At 63.0% G+C, this 15,530-nt stretch carries 27 protein-coding genes; 17 read left to right on the top strand and 10 right to left on the bottom strand.

Features of this window, described 5'->3' with window-relative positions; all coding sequences use genetic code 11:
* Window positions 1–2 precede the first annotated feature (2 nt).
* Complete coding sequence (locus IEJ02_RS11315) at window positions 3–338, top strand: hypothetical protein (protein ID WP_191064665.1); 336 nt, start codon at window positions 3–5, stop codon at window positions 336–338.
* Here the strand turns inward: IEJ02_RS11315 and IEJ02_RS48445 are convergent.
* The 3 genes from IEJ02_RS48445 to IEJ02_RS11330 form a co-directional block, all read right to left on the bottom strand.
* Window positions 308–583 carry a hypothetical protein gene (locus IEJ02_RS48445; protein WP_223863692.1) on the bottom strand — a complete coding sequence of 92 codons (276 nt, stop codon included), beginning with the start codon at window positions 581–583 and terminating at the stop codon, window positions 308–310. The two genes, IEJ02_RS11315 and IEJ02_RS48445, sit on opposite strands and share 31 nt — an antisense overlap.
* Before the next feature lie 279 nt (window positions 584–862).
* Window positions 863–1,084, bottom strand: a complete 222-nt coding sequence (locus tag IEJ02_RS11325; protein WP_191064667.1) for a hypothetical protein — start codon at window positions 1,082–1,084, stop codon at window positions 863–865.
* Between the two features lie 48 nt (window positions 1,085–1,132).
* On the bottom strand, window positions 1,133–1,468 hold the full coding sequence (locus IEJ02_RS11330) for a hypothetical protein (protein ID WP_191064668.1): 336 nt from the start codon (window positions 1,466–1,468) through the stop codon (window positions 1,133–1,135).
* A gap of 341 nt (window positions 1,469–1,809) precedes the next feature.
* On the opposite strand from IEJ02_RS11330, the gene IEJ02_RS11335 reads away from it, so the two are divergent.
* A complete protein-coding gene (locus tag IEJ02_RS11335; protein ID WP_191064669.1) occupies window positions 1,810–2,019 on the top strand; it encodes a hypothetical protein in 210 nt (69 codons plus the stop codon).
* Between the two features lie 132 nt (window positions 2,020–2,151).
* On the opposite strand, the gene IEJ02_RS11340 is transcribed toward IEJ02_RS11335, so the two are convergent.
* On the bottom strand, window positions 2,152–2,541 hold the full coding sequence (locus IEJ02_RS11340; protein ID WP_191064670.1) for a hypothetical protein: 390 nt from the start codon (window positions 2,539–2,541) through the stop codon (window positions 2,152–2,154).
* A 173-nt stretch (window positions 2,542–2,714) separates the two neighbouring features.
* Between IEJ02_RS11340 and IEJ02_RS11345 the strand changes: the two genes are divergently transcribed.
* Window positions 2,715–3,782, top strand: coding sequence for an AcrVA2 family anti-CRISPR protein (locus IEJ02_RS11345; protein WP_191064671.1), 1,068 nt, complete (start codon window positions 2,715–2,717; stop codon window positions 3,780–3,782).
* Between the two features lie 238 nt (window positions 3,783–4,020).
* On the opposite strand, the gene IEJ02_RS11350 is transcribed toward IEJ02_RS11345, so the two are convergent.
* From IEJ02_RS11350 to IEJ02_RS11375, 6 genes are all read right to left on the bottom strand, one after another.
* Window positions 4,021–4,329, bottom strand: coding sequence for a hypothetical protein (locus tag IEJ02_RS11350; RefSeq protein WP_191064672.1), 309 nt, complete (start codon window positions 4,327–4,329; stop codon window positions 4,021–4,023).
* A 424-nt stretch (window positions 4,330–4,753) separates the two neighbouring features.
* Window positions 4,754–5,701 (bottom strand): hypothetical protein, encoded by a 948-nt coding sequence (locus tag IEJ02_RS11355; RefSeq protein ID WP_191064673.1) that lies wholly within the window; start codon window positions 5,699–5,701, stop codon window positions 4,754–4,756.
* Between the two features lie 98 nt (window positions 5,702–5,799).
* Window positions 5,800–7,014, bottom strand: coding sequence for a hypothetical protein (locus tag IEJ02_RS11360; protein ID WP_191064674.1), 1,215 nt, complete (start codon window positions 7,012–7,014; stop codon window positions 5,800–5,802).
* Entirely contained in the window at window positions 7,011–7,694 is a 684-nt protein-coding gene (locus IEJ02_RS11365) for an HNH endonuclease (protein WP_191064675.1), read from the bottom strand. The genes IEJ02_RS11360 and IEJ02_RS11365 overlap by 4 nt, the downstream gene beginning before the upstream one ends.
* A 145-nt stretch (window positions 7,695–7,839) precedes the next feature.
* Window positions 7,840–8,394 carry a hypothetical protein gene (locus tag IEJ02_RS11370; protein ID WP_191064676.1) on the bottom strand — a complete coding sequence of 185 codons (555 nt, stop codon included), beginning with the start codon at window positions 8,392–8,394 and terminating at the stop codon, window positions 7,840–7,842.
* A gap of 52 nt (window positions 8,395–8,446) precedes the next feature.
* Window positions 8,447–8,809 (bottom strand): GntR family transcriptional regulator, encoded by a 363-nt coding sequence (locus IEJ02_RS11375; protein ID WP_191064677.1) that lies wholly within the window; start codon window positions 8,807–8,809, stop codon window positions 8,447–8,449.
* A 112-nt stretch (window positions 8,810–8,921) separates the two neighbouring features.
* Here IEJ02_RS11375 and IEJ02_RS11380 point away from each other — a divergent pair, with 112 nt between their 5' ends.
* The 14 genes from IEJ02_RS11380 to IEJ02_RS11445 all read left to right on the top strand — a co-directional run bounded on the left by IEJ02_RS11380 (window position 8,922) and on the right by IEJ02_RS11445 (window position 15,510).
* Complete coding sequence (locus tag IEJ02_RS11380; RefSeq protein WP_191064678.1) at window positions 8,922–9,176, top strand: hypothetical protein; 255 nt, start codon at window positions 8,922–8,924, stop codon at window positions 9,174–9,176.
* Between the two features lie 32 nt (window positions 9,177–9,208).
* Window positions 9,209–9,646, top strand: coding sequence for a hypothetical protein (locus tag IEJ02_RS11385; protein ID WP_191064679.1), 438 nt, complete (start codon window positions 9,209–9,211; stop codon window positions 9,644–9,646).
* The gene (locus IEJ02_RS11390) at window positions 9,643–9,891 is read left to right on the top strand and encodes a hypothetical protein (RefSeq protein WP_191064680.1); all 249 of its coding nucleotides are present in this window, start codon (window positions 9,643–9,645) and stop codon (window positions 9,889–9,891) included. Before IEJ02_RS11385 ends, IEJ02_RS11390 begins: the two co-directional genes overlap by 4 nt.
* A gap of 2 nt (window positions 9,892–9,893) precedes the next feature.
* On the top strand, window positions 9,894–10,202 hold the full coding sequence (locus IEJ02_RS11395) for a hypothetical protein (protein WP_191064681.1): 309 nt from the start codon (window positions 9,894–9,896) through the stop codon (window positions 10,200–10,202).
* A gap of 66 nt (window positions 10,203–10,268) precedes the next feature.
* Complete coding sequence (locus IEJ02_RS48450) at window positions 10,269–10,580, top strand: hypothetical protein (RefSeq protein WP_223863693.1); 312 nt, start codon at window positions 10,269–10,271, stop codon at window positions 10,578–10,580.
* 45 nt (window positions 10,581–10,625) lie between these two features.
* A complete protein-coding gene (locus tag IEJ02_RS11405; RefSeq protein ID WP_191064682.1) occupies window positions 10,626–11,279 on the top strand; it encodes a P-loop NTPase family protein in 654 nt (217 codons plus the stop codon).
* 105 nt (window positions 11,280–11,384) lie between these two features.
* On the top strand, window positions 11,385–11,696 hold the full coding sequence (locus IEJ02_RS11410; protein WP_191064683.1) for a hypothetical protein: 312 nt from the start codon (window positions 11,385–11,387) through the stop codon (window positions 11,694–11,696).
* Between the two features lie 851 nt (window positions 11,697–12,547).
* The gene (locus tag IEJ02_RS11415) at window positions 12,548–13,111 is read left to right on the top strand and encodes a GNAT family N-acetyltransferase (protein ID WP_191064684.1); all 564 of its coding nucleotides are present in this window, start codon (window positions 12,548–12,550) and stop codon (window positions 13,109–13,111) included.
* A gap of 58 nt (window positions 13,112–13,169) precedes the next feature.
* A complete protein-coding gene (locus IEJ02_RS11420; protein ID WP_191064685.1) occupies window positions 13,170–13,340 on the top strand; it encodes a hypothetical protein in 171 nt (56 codons plus the stop codon).
* Between the two features lie 61 nt (window positions 13,341–13,401).
* Window positions 13,402–13,923 (top strand): NUMOD4 domain-containing protein, encoded by a 522-nt coding sequence (locus IEJ02_RS11425; protein ID WP_191064686.1) that lies wholly within the window; start codon window positions 13,402–13,404, stop codon window positions 13,921–13,923.
* A gap of 131 nt (window positions 13,924–14,054) precedes the next feature.
* Window positions 14,055–14,219: a hypothetical protein gene (locus IEJ02_RS11430; RefSeq protein ID WP_191064687.1), complete on the top strand. Its 165-nt coding sequence runs from the start codon at window positions 14,055–14,057 to the stop codon at window positions 14,217–14,219.
* Window positions 14,216–14,635: a hypothetical protein gene (locus IEJ02_RS11435; protein WP_191064688.1), complete on the top strand. Its 420-nt coding sequence runs from the start codon at window positions 14,216–14,218 to the stop codon at window positions 14,633–14,635. Before IEJ02_RS11430 ends, IEJ02_RS11435 begins: the two co-directional genes overlap by 4 nt.
* Window positions 14,636–14,668: 33 nt before the next feature.
* The gene (locus IEJ02_RS11440; RefSeq protein WP_191064689.1) at window positions 14,669–15,061 is read left to right on the top strand and encodes a hypothetical protein; all 393 of its coding nucleotides are present in this window, start codon (window positions 14,669–14,671) and stop codon (window positions 15,059–15,061) included.
* A complete protein-coding gene (locus IEJ02_RS11445) occupies window positions 15,058–15,510 on the top strand; it encodes a hypothetical protein (protein ID WP_191064690.1) in 453 nt (150 codons plus the stop codon). Before IEJ02_RS11440 ends, IEJ02_RS11445 begins: the two co-directional genes overlap by 4 nt.
* The last annotated feature ends 20 nt before the right edge of the window (window positions 15,511–15,530 follow it).

The raw sequence follows: 15,530 nt of genomic DNA on the forward strand, positions 1-15,530 counted from the left end.
TCTTGCCCGACATCCGCCGGATTTACTTCAAGGGTAGCCCCCCGGGGTTGCCTGACGACTACGACTTGGATGATGACTACGCCGATGAAATTATGGAGGTGCTTGCGGGAGAACTCACCCCCAATTTGACCCGGACGGCCGGATTCGAGTTGAGCACCCACATTACCGAATACACGGATCCCCGGGCCCGCGTGCAGCGGTGGGTTGTGGAAGTCCACCGCTGGGCCGACTTCTGGATGTACGACTTCTCCACCCCCAAAGGGGCCGACGCCTACAGCCGGACCTTGTTTAACCGAGCCGGACTCACCTACACCGAGGAAGTTGGTGACCAGTCTTGAGAGACCCCGTCGCCAGTAACGCGGCCCTGATGGAAGCTCATCGCGTTGTGCACGAAGATCTTGTCACCATCGCCGCATGGGAAGCTGACCGGGTTCGCGACCTGATCGACAGCGCTGTGGCTCGACGGGATGCCGAAACCGTGCGCCGGGAAGGCCATCAGTGGTCCGGACGGATTGGCTTGGTCATCCTCGAACTGGCTGACCGTATCGAAGAGGTCCAGCGGGTCGACGAGTTCGTCACTCATCTGGCCAGTCAGGATCCGGAGCACCTGGAGGCCGACCGGGCTGAGGCGTGGGGAGGTGCGGGCCGCAGCGCCGTTGCGCGACGGGCCGCCAAACCCGCAGACGGCAGCACCTGACACCGTCTTCCGGGCTCACTCCTCAACGGCTGCGGATGTCGCTTCCGGTGCACCCCTCACAGGGCGACCCGGACGCCGCGTAAAGCCCGCACCGATCAGTCGGCGCGGGCTTTACGCGGCTGGATGCGCGCACCGTCATGGCGGCGCGAGACCGGTTGCGCTTTCTCAGTCGTCGGGGTTGGAGTTGCGACTGTGGTCGATGTCCTCGGGGTCGATCCAACGGCCACTGGGGTACTGGCCCCAGCGCCCGTTGGACACGGTGACGGTGGAGCCGACAATGTCACCACCGCACTGAATCCCGACCACGCTCCCGGGGGAGGCGTAGTTCACGACCGTTGCATCGGTCGTGTCGGTCGCGTCGGTGTTTTCGTTCTGGTTCTTCGCCATGAATATCTCCCGTTTCTATGATTGTGGGTTGGCCGCCCCTGGATTGGGTCAGCGGGATGGGCGCCGGGTGGGCCATGTCCTCGTGCCACCCAACCTGCGGTAACGCTGCTGTGCTGCCTGCCTGCTCGTTCGGCCGGTGGCCCGCCCGACCTCCTCCCAGGACAGGCCCGCGTCCATCAGGGCCTCGATCATGCGAACCTCAACGTGATCGCACTCCTCACGGACGGCGCCGAGCATTCGCAGCACGAGGACGGCCGTGCCGGGACGGACCGCGCCCTCGTCTTCCATCTGAGCCGCATAGAGGCGGGCCGCTTCAAATTTGTGGGCCAGTCCGTCGTCGCCGATTTTCAGTAGCTGGTCGAGCCGTTCTTCCTCAGCGCTCACTTTGTCAACGTATCCGTTGACGTCGAGATTGTCAATGGATACGTTGACGATCCACTTCGTCTTGCGGATATCAGCCGCCGAAAGATTTACTCATTCATTGCTTATTGAAGTGCGGGCGGACTTTCCGCCCCAGGTACACCGCAAAAGCATGCCCACGGCGCCCCGGAGACCTCCCGCCGGACCCATAGTCATACCCGGCAGCGCCACCGAGGTCTCCGCGCCCTCCGCACCCACCCTGACCTGCGTCATCAGCTCATTGCCCGCCATGTTGGGCACCGGATACTGTCCGGACATCGGGTTGGCCAACCCCTCCACACGGCACACGAGTTGAGGAACCCGACATGGCAGGCAAGAAGACTCACACCTTGACCGCGACGTTCATCATTGAACACAGCGACGGGCCCAAAGTGGGCACCTACGACGCGCTCGCCGAGTACCTTGCCACCGAATGGGAAGGCATGGAGGTCTACTTCCAGGGCGCGGGGGAGGATGACGAGACCTCGGTCAACCTGTTCGTCAGGAACATCGAGACCAGTACCGAGACCGCCTGACCCTGTGAAGCAATCCGGCCGTCAGGGCGACCTCCATGGTCCCGGCGGCCGGATGCGTCGGCAGAGAGCGAAAAAGCTGCCGAGATGACGGAGGCCCGCCGCCGAGAGCAGTTAAGAGGCAGCGTGGCCCTCTCAGCGGCGCTCCTCGACGTCCGGCAGCACCCGGCCATCGGCTGACCACACGACATACCGGCGGAATGTCGGGGCGACCTCCGCCAGGGCCCGGTGATCGGTGCCGCCATGCTCCTTCAGCCGGTTACAGAGCATGCCGAAGTCGGGGCCATGGCCGGGATAGGTGGACGAACACAGGTCGTCGTCCGGCGTGGCGGAACCCGGGGAATACCGCCACCGGTCCACCTCGCACCAGTGGTCGGCGATCTCACTGTCGCCGCATCGGTCGACGCATGCGTGGCAGAACGGCGAGCTGCCGTACCGGCGCCTGGAGCCGCTGAAGCGGGTGTCCGACGCGTCGAACGGTGTGTGGCACTTGACACACTTTTTCCGACCCTGGCCGATGGCCATCCTCTTCTCCCATCCGGTCCGCAGGCCGAGCGGCCTGAGATATGTTGGATACCCCGAAGTTTCTCGCACCCGCCGCCAACCCAACAGCACTCCCTGGCGCACGGATAGAGGTGCGAGTGAATTCCGGACCCATCCGGAACATCCGGGCCGTCATCTTTTTATGCGAGCGGAAAATGAACAGCGATCTCGAATTCCCTTTCACCCGCCCCGAAAACCTCACAGCCCTGGAACTGATCGACTGGATCGAACGCAGCAACAAAGCCCACAAACAAGTCCACCTGGAAACACTCGGAATGATGTGGCTGGCCGAAGACCTCGCCGAAGGGCGCCGCAGCAAATACGGCGTACAAGTCAGCGACCAGCGCGTCTATCAATCCGCTCTGCTCACCGCCGGGGATCTCGCCATCCACCTGAACTGGAAAAAGCACCGCGTCGTGTACGACGTGGAGCCAACCCTTCAGGAAAGCCTCGCGGACATGCAGACCGACAACGTCCTGCCCGGTGAGATCCTGCGCCAACTACCGCATCCCAACCCGCTGTTCACCTGGCCAGCCGGACACACCGTGACCGCCCAGGACGGGCGGCCCGCCGTTATGCGTGCCATGTACGTCAGCGCCCGCACGGCAGACGGAACCATGTGCAGCACCCACGTTCCGGAAGCGGCCACCTACCAGCTGACTTTCCTCTCCGACCTCCTCGACGAACAAGGCCGCGTCGCCACACCTGACAGCGTCCGCATGTCGTTCGAACTCAAATCGGCCGCCACCTCCATCGACGAAATCGTCAAAAGCGTCCTCAAAGACTTCGTCTGGGAACCACTGCTCCAGATCGACGGCACCCACGCCGACAAAGTGGCGTACATGAAATCCCTCGTACGGTTCGGTGTAGCCCACCTGCTGTACACCTGCTCCGAGAAAGCCGACATCGACAGGCCAGTGCCCAGCCGTACCATCGCCAAGGGCAAGAACGCAGGACAGCCCACCAAGGAAGCGGTCCTGACGCACCCCCTGGGCTACCGGATCGGCCCCGCCATCCGCAGCGCCCGGGAACGCTTCGAGAAGGACGGACGGGCACACGCAGGCACGGGACGGACCGTGGCCCCGCACATCCGCCGGGCACACCTGCACACCTTCAAGCACGGACCCGGCAGGACCCTGTCGAAGGTGAAGTGGCTGCCGCCGATTTTCGTGAGCGCCGACGGCCAGGAGTACGGGGGCACCATCATCCCGGTCACCCTGTAGGGCGCGATCACCGCGATCAAAGCTTCCGCCTTACCTCCGGACACACGGGGGCAAGGCGGCTTCTTCGGCACCCTCGCGGGAGCCGGTACCCCGGTCCGTCGAATGACGTGTGGTGCTTGACACACTTTTTCTCACCCACGCTGCTCGCTGGCGGACCGGGCCACCGACCCGGCCAGAACATGACGCGGCCCCCGGGCACCTTCCATCCGAGGGCCGCAGACGCTGACCGGGCCTCAGGTCAGCCGTCGCCGAAGACCTCGCTCGCGGCCCGGCCGACCTCCGCATCCCGGATCTGATCGGCAAACACCTCCCGGACCCGCTCCTTGACCTCCGGATCGGACTTGGCGTTCTCGCAGATACGCTCCCCGAAGAGCCGCCACACATCCTGAGCCGAGTACAGCTTCTTCGGGGGCCAGGCGCCCTTCCCGACGCCATACCCGCTCCGCTTGACCCCGGCCCGGCGCAGGGCCATGCGGACGCCATCGGTGGTGTCATGCCCGCTCAGATACTGAATCTGATCCAAAGTCAGCCCCTCGCGGCTGTTCATGAAACTCACTGCTCCTCTTCGTGTTCGGTAGCGAACAACCTATCAGCCGAGTTCGCTACCGAACAACCCGAAGCAAAGGGCGACCCGAGCACAATTCGTACATACATCCACGACACCCCAACATCCCCGAACACCCCAACATCCCCGAACACCCCAACCCAGGACGCCCTGAGCCATATGCTCCGAAACGCCAGTCACCCATCACCCGGAGACCGGTACGCGGAGCGCGGTGAATCCCCACGGAGCGAGGAGGAGCCGCGCTCCACGCCCTTGAACGGCCTCCCCCGTGGCCGCAGGCGGCCGTCAGAAGGACGCAGAGCCCTGACGGCCGCCGGAGGGACCCCGGCTCGCTGACGGGGGCTCAGGGGGCCATTCAGGGGAATCCTCGGGCCTTCCATGGGCGAGGGCACCCGCACTGCGCGGGTCAGCTCAACTTGCGCTGCCTCCACGCCCTGGCCGAACAGGATGCACACCGCGCACCATTCTGGGTGTTAGTCGGCCTCGGGCTGGACTCCCTGCCGCAAGTGGTGCACCGGCACCTCCAAGGCTTATTCATCCCACGCGGATACGGCTCCAGCGGCTCCCAGCCAGCATCCCGCATCATCCGGGCAACCTCTTCGCCCGACTTGGGACTCCCCATGCGCAGCCTGCACCGATCCCAAGACGGAACGGCCCCCTGCTTCAGATACGCCAGCCGGACATCACCGTCTTCCCCGCAGGCCAGACACAGAACATGCCAGGGCTCGCCAACCTTCCCGGGATAGTCCTCCAACGGGTCGTACCCGGCCTCCCACAGCACCGTCTCCGCGTCAGCAGCCACCTGGTCCAGCTTGCGGTCCCGATCAAACTGCCTCGACGCAAGCCGGACATCCTTCCTAACAGGCCAGACATCGCTCCTGACACCCCCTGCCTTCGGCACCGCCTTCCCGTGCTCAAGGAAGTGCCGCCCCTGACTCACAAGGTCGCGCACCCGTGAATCACTCAAGCCCGACCTGCGTGCCAGCTCCGCCTCAGCCCCGCGCCCCGAGTCAGCGGCCCGCGCAAAAGCAACCCACCGCCGCTCCCTGAGGACACCCTGATCGTCCCGCGTGACAGTCCCACGGAACGCCTCGTCGGCCCGGACCGCTTCCTGGATGCAGGCTTCCGCCTCCGGCGGGAAACCCTCCCCCTCCAGGACGGCCAGCGCCCCCAACGCCCCCGTCTCATCAGCCTCGACCGCACGGGCAATCCTCTCCTGCACGATCTCGACAGAAGAGGCCAGCTCCCGGGCAACCTCCCGAATCCGGCCGGGCCCGCGCCGCATGACCTCCTCAGCGAGGATCCGGTCAACCTCAGCAGGTGACCTCCCCACCATGTCCACCCGATAGTCCACTTTTCTCCCTATCTGTCACATCGTTCCCCTTTCCGTCAGCCAAGCAGGACCCCGGCGACTCCCCCCTGAACGGCCTCCCCCTCAGCCCCCGTCGGCCGTCAGGCAGCCAGCCGCCCCCCAGCGTCACGGCGAGGGACCGGCGACGCCTCATGACTGCAATGACCGCCACCGTTCAGCCGATACCCGCTCCCCTCGCAGTCCGGGCACTGCGCCAGGCGGGCATGATCACACCTGCCGACCTGATTCCCCTCGGCATCCTCGATCCAGCCCATCGTGTTCTGGCACTCCGGGCACTTGTTCACGTTCAAACGGGGCTTCACCTTGAACGGCTCCGAGAAATACCGGTCCACCTCCGACGCGACAAACCGCACCGGCTGCCCGATCCGCGCCCACCGCGCCTTCCCCAGATGCCTGCGAACCTCCTCCGCCGGATACCCGTTCACCAGAGCCCGGTCCACCTCGACGGCCACACCCCGCTCGACCGCGCCGAACACCTTCAGTCCGGTGATCCCCCGCACCACCCGGACAGCTTCCGGTGACGGGGTGGCCGACGACGGTGAGGACCCCTCGGGGGTTGAAGGCGTAGCCGCCTCCTCCTCCGGGGGGACCCCATTCACACCGGCAGCCTCACGCGCACGCGCCCGCGCGTCTTCTTGAGGAGGATTCTTAGATTCTTTCTTAGGGACGGAAACCCCGAGGTCACCCCCGGGGTGCCCGGCGGTGTGCCGCCGACCCCCTGCGGTGTGCCGCCGACCCCCTGCGGTGGTTCGCAGGGTGCGGTCTACCGCAGGGTGATTCGCCCCGTTTTCACCCGGCGTCTCGTCGCACCCTGCGGTAGACCGCACCCCAGAATGTCCGTTCTCACCCTGGGTGACACTTTTCCCCCAGTTGGCTCGCCAACCGTCGGTGTATTCGTCATCGACGTGCCAGGCGTTGCGCCACCCATTCCAGCCTTCGGGGGGCTCGTCGTGGATGAGGTACGCCGGGGGGTCGCTCGGGAGGCGGCCGGGCCGTACCTCGATGAGCCCGACTTTCTCCAGTTCGTTCCGGTAGTCGCGGACGGTGCGTTCACCGACGGGCTTCCCTAGGGCGTTGGAGGCAAGCCAGCACAGCCGGTCGATCGTCAGGACACGAGTTGGGGCGTGGACTTCGATGCGGGCCCCGTCGTCCTCCTTCTCGATGCACATGGATCGCAGGATCACGAACATGACCTTTGCCCCGTGGCTGGCGGGGGTGAACAGAGTCCAGTCGTGGACCTCAGTGTGTGTCAGTTTGACCTTGCGGCCCCGCTGGACAGTCAGGCTCTCGTTCATCGGTCCACCCCCGCCAGCTCGCCCGTCCCGCGACTGCTGTTGCAGGGTCGGCACAGCACCCGCAGGTTGTCGTCGGCATTACTGCCGCCCTTTGACCAATGCACGACGTGATCCAAGGTCAGATCATCGGCGGACTCGCAGGCCAAGCAGGCGTGACCGTCGCGCTCCAGAATTCGAGCACGCTTTCGCTGACTGATCGGCCTGCGCCTTCGAACCCTGGGTGCGTCAGTGGAGGGTGCAGGCGAGTGCATCGATGTCTTTGGGATCTCTGTGCAGCCGATCCCTCCGTCCCACCGTTCGGCGTCGAGCAGGTAATAGACGCTGGGGGGGTTCAGCTTCGGGTTGTTGGGATCGCGGCGACGCTCGACCTCCACGAGGCCGCCGTCTTCCAGCTCCTTGATCGCCCGATCCACCGTGTCCTTGGACTTGCCGATGCACTCGGCAAGGAACTTCCGGGTGGGCGCCAGGTCCGACTTGGTCGGAGTGCTCCGGTCATGGAGGTCGGCGAAGCGCCCGAGGGCGGCGTACAGGGCCTTGGCGTTGGGGCTGACGGATCCGTCCCACGCGAGGTCGCCGTCGAACTTGACCCAGTCGAGGGTGGCGTGGTGCTTGCGGGTGGCGTACGGGGTACTCACGATCTTCCTCTCGGTGATCACGAGGGAACCGACCGTGTCTGACATTGACTGACACCCTTGCGTGTCTTAGGGTGGCAACCACTCAATTGATGTGTCAGACGGGTCAGTTCCCGTTTCAGGTGCGTCAGTTCTCCCGAAAGACCCGGGCTTCCGACCCCGGGTCTTTCGGCTTTTCCGGACTAGTTTGCGATCAGACTGGGATCGCGGGCTCGAAGGAGGACCAGGTCCCTCCAGTGGCCCGGTGGGCACGAAGCTCACCGACTACGCTCCGGCCACGCTCGGTGAGCCGGAACTTGGCCCAGGGCATCAGCTGTATCTCGGCCCGGCCGGTGACAAACTTGGGACTGGGGTATTCCTCGCCGGTCAACGGCTGGCCGTTGGGCTTCAGGAAGTAGTCGCCGCTGTCGTCGGGCCGGGGCATCTGGATCTCGATCAGACCGGCGTCCATCAGGTCCATCAGCGCGTCGGCTTCGCAGTGGCCTGGCAGCGTCTTTCCGCCGCGCAGTCGGAGCGGGTACCGCTCGCCCGCGTCGTAACTGGTGTCCTGGTTGACCCAGGCCCTGGCGGCATACAGGCCGGGCCAGTTCTTGTGGGACAGGGTCAGGTGGTTCCAGTCGATGAGGCCGTGGTGGTCGACGGTGCGGGTTTCGATGTAGACGAGCAGGGACCAGTGGTCCGTGCCCCACTGATCGGATGGAACGGGGGTGCGGTTTAACCGGTTTCGCCATTGGATGGTGGTGTTCATGCAGTCTTCTCCTTTTCCGGTGTTTCGTGTTCGGTGAACCCGGTCGGCCGCCTCAGTCGCGGGTTGCGTGCCGACGGTCGCGGACCAGAGTTTCGAGGGCGGTGGTGAGCCATTCGGACCGCCGCATCCCGTCCTCCTTGGCCCTGACGTCAATCTGTGCAATGAGATCAGCAGGGAAGGAGATCTCGACCGGCCTCTTGGGGTCGTAGACCCGGGTGCCGTCGCCAGCTCGGGTCTCGATCAGTCCTTCCTCCTTGAGGACTCTGTAGGCGGCGAGAATGGTGTTCTTGTTGACCTCATAATCTCGCATCGCATCCCGCACGGACGGCAGGTAGTCGCCGGGGCTCAACTCGCCTGTCTGAATTTTTTCGCGGTACTCGGCAGCGATGACCTTGAACCTGGGAATTTTGCGCACATCACACCCTTTCACTTCCTCCCCTTGTGACGTCTCCGAATGTATCACTTTCTAAGGGCAGCTATGCAGACGTCACCGCCAATGGTATAGTCGATCCACGGAAAGGGGAAGCATGAACCGCATCAAGCAGGCTTGGCTGGCCCTCACCGGACGTCAGCAGGCACTCGACGTGACCCCCGAGGCGGCAAGCAAGCTGACCTCCGAGGCCGCCAAGTACGGCCTCGACGTCACCACCTTCCTCACGACCATCATCGACATCCACCATGTGATCTCCGATGACTACGAGCTGGAGGGAGCTGTGGAGGGGGCCCTGGAGAAGGCAGGTCGGTCGACCATCCCCACCTGCACGCCTGGAAGGCCCCCATAAGTGCTGGGTAACCCATGGAAAGGGGAAGCAAATTGACGCGTGACGAAGTCCTCGCCCACGCCTACAAGCTGTTCGAATCAGATATGGGACTGTGCGCTTGCGGCCAGCCTTGGGAGGGGTACGAACTCGTACGCCGCCTGTTGGATCTGGCGCCGTACTACGAGCACCCTGATCGGGTCACTGCGGCCATTGGGAATGACGGGTCGGCGCATCTGGTCCTGTCGATGCTGACTCGCGCGGAACTGATCGAGCACGGAGGGGCGGTCGGTGGGTCTTGGCTGACGCCCAAGGGTGCCTGGTACCGCGACGCCTTGCGGTTGATCGATTCCTGGGAGGAGTTCGACGACGGTCGGTTTACAGCTCCGTCGCCCCACGAGGGAACTCCCTGCGGTGATGCTTGCTGGAATGACCCGCCGGGAACCGATTCCCTGCGGATTTCCGAGATCGAAAAGCGGAAGGAACGCCCGTGAACCGCATCAAGCAAGCCTGGCTCGTGCTCATAGGGCGAGCTCAGGCGCTGGAGATCTCCAGCGGGACGGCCGAGAAGGCGAAGGACGTGACCCGCCGATGCGATGGAGTCCTCGACGACATCCTTGACGACGCCCTCGATGTCTACACCGAAGAGGTTGCTTCGGCGGTCGAGGTGATGGTCAACGAGCGGAACGTCCTCAGGGAAACCAAGTCCATCGTCACGAATGCCGCGAAGGGGATTTGATCTTGCAGACTTACAGGGGGCTCATCGAGAAGGTCTATAAAAGGCGCCCCGCCAACAACTCCTGGTACATCCGCTTCAAGCTCAACATGCAGTCCCCGGAACTGTTCTTCGCCTGGGAGGACGGGACAGATGGGTACGACGTGATCGAGCAGATCAAGCAGGGGGATGCCGTCGAAGTGGACGCCGAGTTAATCTCCGGAACCAACCAGGCCCGAGCTGACCGCATCCGCCTCGCCGACCGTGAGCTGGTGTGCGACAAAACGCTCGCCCAGCAAGCAATGGAAGACGCCGGACAGGACGGTCTGTTCTGAGCGACCCCATGGGGCCCGCGTTCAAGGTGAGCGCGGGCCCCAGGTTCTCCCGGAAAGGAGATACGTATGACGACTGACTGCATCAACAACGAAGACTTCACTCAGCGGCTCATCGGCGCACTGCGCTGGAAGGGCCGCATGGAGCAGGACCGAGCAGCCCAACATGAAGTGAGGATACAACCAATGGATCTAAATACCGTAGAGGAACGTCTTACCTGGATCCGTGCCGAGGAGGACAGTGCGCGGCAGCACGAAATGGAGGACGATCTGTACGAGGACGTCCTGAAGGCCATTGCCGAAGGCGCATCCAACGCCGCCGAGTTGGCCACTGCTTCCCTGAAGACGAAGGACATGGACTTCAAGCGGTGGTACGACTGATCCGAGCACCGTCACCCTCGCAGAAACCGGAAAAGGAAAGACGATATGCCCGAAACGAAAATGATCCGCACCGGAATCCGCGCACTGGACGAGACCGCTGGCGCTTTACTGCCGGGGCAGGTCATCCTGATCGGCTATCGGTCCGGCGCTGACGGCGACTCCGTCGCGCACGCCATCGCTCACCATGTCGGCCTGAAGCAGGGCGTGAAGACAATCCTGTTCGACGTCGAACTTCCCCACGAAGAGGCGATGAGGCGTCTCGCCGCCATGGAGCCCGGTCCGCTCCCGCCTTCGGGTGACGCGGCGGGGGCGGACCGGCCGACGGACACCCGTGCTCGCCTCCTCGGTGGCGCCCTCACGGTCGCGGAGGGTCGCTGGCACGAGATGAGTGACCTGCGTCCGGCGATCGAGCCTGACACTCAGGTGGTCGTCCTCAACGCCGCGCGTCTGCTGGAAGGTTTCGGTGGGGAGTCATTGCGGTGGCTGGCGAGTGAGTCGGGGGCCTGTGTGGTGGCTACGGTGCGGCTCAATCATCAGGCAGACGGAAGGGCGGCGACACTGATGGACCTGCCTGGCGGTTCTTCTCTGGCGCAGGGTGTCGACACCGTGATCCTGCCGGGTCGGCGTACCCGACACGGTGAGGTGAACTTCGAGCTGGCGAAGTCCCGAAGTAATTCCGTGACGCTTTCGCTTCACTGACGACTCGAACAGAAAACGCGGGACGCAGGTCACGAGACTGCGTCCCGCGTTTTCCCGATCAGTGAACATCGAGTGGAGAAAACAATTCTTTGGAGGAGGGCTGACGTGCCGGTAGCACTGAGCAATGGCCCCACCGCGTTCCTGTCGGTCATGGAGGCGGAGGATGAAGCAACCCCGGCCTCCTTGACCCTGACTGTGCAGGAAGGGGGTAGCACGCTCCTGGCGAAGTCGTTCGCGATGCGCCCCGATGACAGGGTCTGGTCCCTGTTCGGTTCCATTCCGGATACCGTCTTTGAGGAAGCTGACCGTGTACTGGGAAAGCATGGCTGGCAACGGCCGGAGGGGTGCCGCTGGGTGATCGGAGACATTGTTTACGGCGTCCAGTCTGAGGTGGAGCGTATTCCCGAGAAGGGTTGAACGGGTGGGTTGCGGAATACGGCAGCCAGAAGGCCCAGTGACAGGGAGAGATAGAGCACGTCATGACGGTGGAGCAGGTCGTATTCGGCGGAAGGCTGTTCGCCCGTCACCCCGATCTTGGGTGGCTGCGAATGGGATCCTGGGGATGGGAACGGGTGCCTGAAGGCGTGGTCGAACCTCAGAACCAGAAAGAAGAAGGGGGAAGTAGCTAATGGAGGGTAGTGCCATGTCTTTGGTCGAAGATGACTACTTTTGGACGGCGTGCGTGACAATATGGGAGGACGGGAGGGACCGTCATGTCGAGATGGTCGGCACCTTAAAGGGCAAGCCCTCCCTGAGGCGAAGTGAAATCTATCCGGACCTCCGAGAGAATATCCGTCAAATGCTTCAGGAAAAGTACGGCCGCCCAGTTGCGGGAGATGATTTCGTTGTTATTTCGTCAAGTTTCAACCGGGACGAGCTCTGAGCGTCATGCTTTCGGATACACGTGACGGACGCTACGAGGCGACCGAGGACGATGCGCTGTAGGCGCTCCGTACACGTGACCCGGATCCGTTCTGAAGCTGGACCGCCTGGGAGGGCTGCTGGAGTTGATGATGGAGCAGGGCGCACTGGTCGCCCGTACGGGGGCCGAGTGAGCATCCATGGGACGGTGCCCTCCATCCCGTTCTAAGCTGCCGCTGTACACGGCAAAGTGGCATGCCGATCAGTGGGCGAGGGGGGATTGCCGTGGGTGACGCGGAACCGACGAAGGGGATCCGCCCGATCGATGGGTACCGCGCGCAGCGCAAGGACGTCTTCGAGATTCCTGAGCCTCCTTCGCCGCAGCTCCAGCAGAGGGTGGGGACGAAGTGAAGGTGCGCTTGGCCAGGACCAGCGACAGCGAGGCGGTCGTCCGGCTGGGATCCCTGGCCCTGGCTGGCACTGCTCTGGCCACAGATGGCGACCTGGGGGCGATGGTCGGTGAGTCCGGTGGCCGGTTCGACGTTCCTTTCGGCCGGGCTTACGTTCTGATGGCGGTCCAGCCGGATGATGCTCCGTGCGGCATGCTGTACATGACGCCGCCGGTTCGTCTGGTCGAGGACTATGCGCATCTGGGTCCGCAGAAGCAGCGGGAGCTGGCCGGGAAGCTGGCCCTCATCGAGCTTCTGGCTGTCGACCCGGAGTTCAGGGAATCAGGTACGGGGAGTGCTTTGCTCGCTCATGCGGCAGCGGGTCTGGCAAATCGAGGGGGCCGGGCTCTTCTGACGAAGGTCCGGGATGGTGGCCACTCGGTGATTTCTTGGTATAAGCGCCGGGGTTTCCTGTTTCCTGAGGGTCAGGAACGGTTTATGGCTATACGAGTATCTGGGGTACTTCTGGGAACAGATGCAGTGGAAGAGGGCTTCAGGGTGGGAGTCAAGAAGCTTCAGTGAATTTTGTTGTGTAATCCCGAGGGAAATTTAATCGATCAACCGAAAGGCGAAAGACATCATGGCTGAGATTCCCCCTATCGTGGAAAAGCAAATAGTGAAGGCTTTGCACTGGCGGGACAGGGGCGGTTCGCCGGAGGAAGCCGCCAGGATCCTTGAGGGCTTTGTGGAGGCTGTGGAGGACACCATCGACTTTGCAAACCCGGTGCTCCTCATGCGTACGGACGACTGAAGCAGGAAGCCGACACCGAAGCCGTCACTCGTTCCGGTCGGCTCGCGGAGAAAGAAGAACTGTGCCCGGACAAGAAAAATGGCTCCCTGTTGAAGGGTTTTCGTACGAGGTCAGCAATTTAGGCCGCGTGCGGCGAGTCCAGGACGGAAAAACCGGCCGTCGCGAGAGAGTCCTCAGGCCCGCCGTCCGGAAGAGCGGTCGCAAGACGGTTCTTCTTCACCGGAACGGCGAAGTGCACACCCGTTACGTCGCACGGCTCGTATGCAGTGCGTTCCATGGGCCTCCGGAGGAGCTGGGCATCGAGAACGCCGAGGTGTACTTCCTCGACGGGAACCGGTCGAACGAGACACTGGACAACATGGTCTGGTGTGGCCGCCGGGAGCGTGCCACCGAGCACGCACGGAGTGGCGCGACTCGGGTCACGCGTCAGCAGGTGCTGGAGATCAGGGCGTCGTACCGGGCGGTGACGGCGGGGACCACTGTGGCTCCGAAGGGCTGGCGCAAGAAGGTGGCCCAGAAGTATGGAGTCACGGAGGGCTGGGTGAGTGCTGTCGCCCGTGGACGGGTGCGTACTTACGGCTGAGGGGCGTGCCCTCTGTACAGGGGGTGAGGAAAGGGGAAGTATTCCGACTCGGACCGTGCGCGGTTGCGCCCCGGCGGCGGCCCGCCTCCCTGGCGGTTGACCCGGATCACCACGGAAAGGAGAAGGGTCTCGTGAGCAAGGAACCGGTCACCCGATTCGGCACTTACGACAGCTTTGGTGATTTTCTGGACGAGTTCTTCCCGGATGATCCGATGGTCCGTGAGCGCGTCAAGCGCAATGTGGAATGCCTGGCCGCTGAGGAACGGAGCGCCGAAGTGAGGGGAGGCTTGCGGTGAATCCCATGCTTCAGGAGGGTTTCCTGTTCTGTTCAAGTAACTTCCAGATGCTGGTCCCTCATCTGGTGTCGGCGGCGGGCCTGCCTGACGTGCAGCGGGATTTCTCGTACGGAGAGGGCGGTCCTGGCGGATATCAGATCGGCATGGCCGTTCGGAGTTACGGAAGGAAGCCGGAAAGATACAGGGATATGGATGTATTCGTATTCTCTCGCATAAGCCTCATGGCGAGTACTGCTGAGAAGTTTCTTGCCTGGGCAGGTCTCGGCGAGATGGATCGGATCGTTTTCACGGCCCCGGATTTCGGCGAGGAGTTCATGACTGATCTTGTGTCTCGTCGCAAGGTTCCTGTGCATTTCCTGACGGCGCACGATGATGATCCTTGGTTCCGGCCGGTTGCCCCTGGATCCGACAAGTAGTGCGTTGACCAATCCCGGAAGGAGGAGAGGTTTGTGAGCGATGACATTTTCCGCTCTGCAATATCACGTGTCAGTTACCGGTTGACGTTTGGAAAGACTCCCGAGCCACGCAAGTTTCTAGAAGACGGGCTTCTCGGCCCTTTCGTTCCGGATGCGTTTCAGGATGGAAAGGTTCAGGCTGGCGAGTGGGATCAGAAACCTCCGTTTGAGGTCGACGATGCCCGGATCGCCGAAAGGGATTGGCTGGCTCATTTCCTGTCGATGGCGGTCAATGAGGCCGTTCATGAGGCCCTGGAGCACTTTCAGGTCGACGGAAAGCCTTACCTGAATCCTCACGGAAAAGAGGAAGAGTGGATCTACGTTCTGGTCAATGAGCTGGCCTCACAGCTCGCGGAAATCGCCGAGAAAGAAAGGAATAGGGCATGAAGAGCGCCTTCTTGTACCTGCATATCAATGGAGACTCGGCCACCACTGAGGATTTCGAAAAGATTCAGCGGCTCCGAGGCGCCGCTGAGGATGCCGGGATTTCCATCAAGGGACTCCATCTCGCTCCGGCCGGTCATGTCAATTTCTGGCAGCAGGCCAAGGCGGGACTGCGTGATGGAACGGTAGATTTCCTGTTTGTGTGGCAGAGCAAGGAGAATGTCATCGGGATCATCGACCGTGCCGATCTGAAAAAGATAGACGCCCTTGAGTGCGATGACCCTTTCGATATTCCTCGGCGTACCTCGTTCACCAAGCAAGAATCTCTTGAGTACAGCATCCTGTGCGCGATGGCGGACGAAAGCCTCCCCGCAGCCCCGACTGCCGATCAGGTCATGCGCCTCTTCAGCGTCACCGCCGAAGAGGCGCAGTCGGCCCTGAAGGGAATCTGATGGGGCAGTGCGTCACCAAA

The sequence above is a fragment of the Streptomyces sp. 5-10 genome (genome assembly GCF_014712245.1).
GTDB lineage: Bacteria > Actinomycetota > Actinomycetes > Streptomycetales > Streptomycetaceae > Streptomyces > Streptomyces violaceusniger.

Coding starts and splice junctions, on each gene's coding strand:
- IEJ02_RS48445 (WP_223863692.1), bottom strand. CDS start 583: ATGAGTGACGAACTCGTCGACCCGCTGGACCTCTTCGATACGGTCAGC.
- IEJ02_RS11325 (WP_191064667.1), bottom strand. CDS start 1,084: ATGGCGAAGAACCAGAACGAAAACACCGACGCGACCGACACGACCGAT.
- IEJ02_RS11335 (WP_191064669.1), top strand. CDS start 1,810: ATGGCAGGCAAGAAGACTCACACCTTGACCGCGACGTTCATCATTGAA.
- IEJ02_RS11340 (WP_191064670.1), bottom strand. CDS start 2,541: ATGGCCATCGGCCAGGGTCGGAAAAAGTGTGTCAAGTGCCACACACCG.
- IEJ02_RS11345 (WP_191064671.1), top strand. CDS start 2,715: ATGAACAGCGATCTCGAATTCCCTTTCACCCGCCCCGAAAACCTCACA.
- IEJ02_RS11350 (WP_191064672.1), bottom strand. CDS start 4,329: ATGAACAGCCGCGAGGGGCTGACTTTGGATCAGATTCAGTATCTGAGC.
- IEJ02_RS11360 (WP_191064674.1), bottom strand. CDS start 7,014: ATGAACGAGAGCCTGACTGTCCAGCGGGGCCGCAAGGTCAAACTGACA.
- IEJ02_RS11365 (WP_191064675.1), bottom strand. CDS start 7,694: ATGTCAGACACGGTCGGTTCCCTCGTGATCACCGAGAGGAAGATCGTG.
- IEJ02_RS11370 (WP_191064676.1), bottom strand. CDS start 8,394: ATGAACACCACCATCCAATGGCGAAACCGGTTAAACCGCACCCCCGTT.
- IEJ02_RS11380 (WP_191064678.1), top strand. CDS start 8,922: ATGAACCGCATCAAGCAGGCTTGGCTGGCCCTCACCGGACGTCAGCAG.
- IEJ02_RS48450 (WP_223863693.1), top strand. CDS start 10,269: ATGACGACTGACTGCATCAACAACGAAGACTTCACTCAGCGGCTCATC.
- IEJ02_RS11405 (WP_191064682.1), top strand. CDS start 10,626: ATGCCCGAAACGAAAATGATCCGCACCGGAATCCGCGCACTGGACGAG.
- IEJ02_RS11420 (WP_191064685.1), top strand. CDS start 13,170: ATGGCTGAGATTCCCCCTATCGTGGAAAAGCAAATAGTGAAGGCTTTG.
- IEJ02_RS11445 (WP_191064690.1), top strand. CDS start 15,058: ATGAAGAGCGCCTTCTTGTACCTGCATATCAATGGAGACTCGGCCACC.